The 2,069-nt window shown below is 50.6% G+C and carries 3 protein-coding genes; 1 reads left to right on the forward strand and 2 read right to left on the reverse strand.

The annotated features are described in order from the left end of the window. Positions 1–33 precede the first annotated feature (33 nt). Positions 34–585, reverse strand: a complete 552-nt coding sequence (locus ABYW01_RS20235) for a DUF2058 domain-containing protein (protein ID WP_372836261.1) — start codon at positions 583–585, stop codon at positions 34–36. Between the two features lie 94 nt (positions 586–679). Continuing rightward, positions 680–1,312, reverse strand: a complete 633-nt coding sequence (locus ABYW01_RS20240; RefSeq protein ID WP_372836263.1) for a DUF1614 domain-containing protein — start codon at positions 1,310–1,312, stop codon at positions 680–682. Positions 1,313–1,455: 143 nt separating this feature from the next. Between ABYW01_RS20240 and ABYW01_RS20245 the strand changes: the two genes are divergently transcribed. After that, positions 1,456–2,069, forward strand: a 614-nt coding sequence (locus ABYW01_RS20245; protein WP_372836265.1) for a tetratricopeptide repeat protein, incomplete at its 3' end; no start/stop codon positions are given.

A 2,069-nucleotide genomic window follows, 5' to 3' on the forward strand; every position in this document is an offset into this window, starting at 1 on the left:
AGGGAAGAGTTGATGCTCTTCCCTCGGGCAGGTTTACCACATCAGATCGTCTGGGATCTGGAAGTCCGCGTATGGATCGTCTTCGTCCGGCGCTTCTTCTGGCTGGATTCGGATCACCAGTTCTGGCATACGCAGTTCGATCTTCTCGGCCATGACATCAGGAATCAGACGGTGGCTGTCTTCCATAATGGCGATGGCTAACTGACCACGGATAAGCTGGGCCTGCTGCTCTTCAGTGATGTAGATCTTTTTGATCTTCTTCTCTTCCACAAAGTTATACGGAACGTCCGCATTCTTGGGAATGTCGAGGGCGTGTTGCTGAATGATATTGCGCACTTCGGCGGCGGTTGCTTTGACCTTTCGCTCAGCGTCACGTGCTTTGTTCAGCTCGAGATCGCGTATTTGTTTCTCTTTACGCGCCTGCTCCAGCTGTTCCTGGGTGTTATCTTTCTCAATCTCTACGCCGGACTTACGCGCCGCTTTTGCCTTTTTGGCATTTTTGCGCTTGTCCGTTTTGGCCTGTTTAGCCTTTTTTTGGTCGATCAGTCCGGCTTTTAGCAGCTGATCCTGCAGTGATCCCGCCATCGGTAATTAACTCTTCCGGTTGTTCCAATTGGGCCGAACTATAGCACAAAGCGCGGATAATCTGAGGAGGTGATGATCTGCGTTCTGAGACAACTCAAAGAAAGTGCATCTGCTGAAAGGTTTCGGCGGTCATCATCGCCATCAATCCGCTCAGGAAAATGGCATCTAATATCCCTCCGCCGCCGATAAATACCGTTCGGTTGCTCAGTTCGGTGAGCTTTTTGAGTTGCGGAAGGTGCATGAGATCGCCACCAATGAGGGTGCCTAACACCGCTGCGGAGTAGGCTAAAACGAGGTAGTTTTTCGGATCAAGAATCAGTGCACCTAAGGCGGCCGATATCACTGCACCGAATAGATAGATCACCATACCTCGTTTGCGGTCCATTCGTGTCATGGGATATACCACGGCGGTGACGAATGCTGTCAGAATGAAGACATGCAGTATTTGCGGTGATTGCTGATTAAAAAAGAACAGTAGAAAAAGCAGGGGAACCACAGAACCACCCAAGTTCACCCCAAGTTTGATGGGTGGGGTATGTCTATGTTCGGTTGATTCGAGAGAAAACAACTGCAACCCCAATAAGCTGCCAACGGTAGCTAACCCCACACCTACGATCAGCTCCTGTTGGCCGATCTGTAGTTTGTTTATCACGCTGCTCAGGCTGCCCAGTTTGAGAAAAATCGCAAAAATTACCAAAGTTGCCAATGCGTTAAAATACCGCGTCATAGAGGCTCCGCTTTATTCCAATCACTTAGGAAGTATAGCTTTATCTGTCCGGGTGCATCTTTCTCAGCATAGGAGAGCGGGTACATGAGTGGTAAAGTAAGCCCTATTCGCCAGTCTTCAGTTCGTTAGAGGAACAAAAGGGAATGATGTTCAAGTTACTTACCCAGTCCGGTTTGCTTGCGTTGGTGTGTGGTGTTATTTCGGCACAGGCCGCAGATGCTGTGACCGAAAATTGTTTGAGTGCTTATGCCAAGCAGAGTTACGGAGTCGCCGCCATCGCGTGTCGTTCGGAAGCCGAAAGTGGCAGTGCCGAATCCGCTTTTACATTGGCGGTGCTTAACGCGAAAGGGCTGGGTGTTCCGGTGGATCATGGTGAATCCGTGCGTTGGCTCACATTGGCAGCGGAGTCTGGGCATCATGAAGCGGCATACAACCTGGCGATGGCATATACCCAAGGTGATGGTGTCACCGCGGACATGACGCAAGCGGTGACTTGGTTTAAGCGCTCCGCGAGTGCAGGGAACGCCAAAGCGCAACGTGACTTGGCAACATTATACGCCAGAGGATTAGGTGTAGAGAAAGACCCTATGCAGGCATTCCTGCTCTATAAGACTTCAGCAGAGCAAGGAGTTGTTGTCAGTCAGCTAAAAACCGGCTTGATGCTCCTGCGGGGTGAAGGTGTAGAGAAAGACAGCGAAGAAGCGAGTCGGTGGTTAGAAAAAGCAGCCAAAGCCGGTGATGGCATTGCACAGTACAC

Source organism: Pontibacterium sp. (assembly GCF_041587635.1).
Taxonomy (GTDB): domain Bacteria; phylum Pseudomonadota; class Gammaproteobacteria; order Pseudomonadales; family Balneatricaceae; genus Pontibacterium.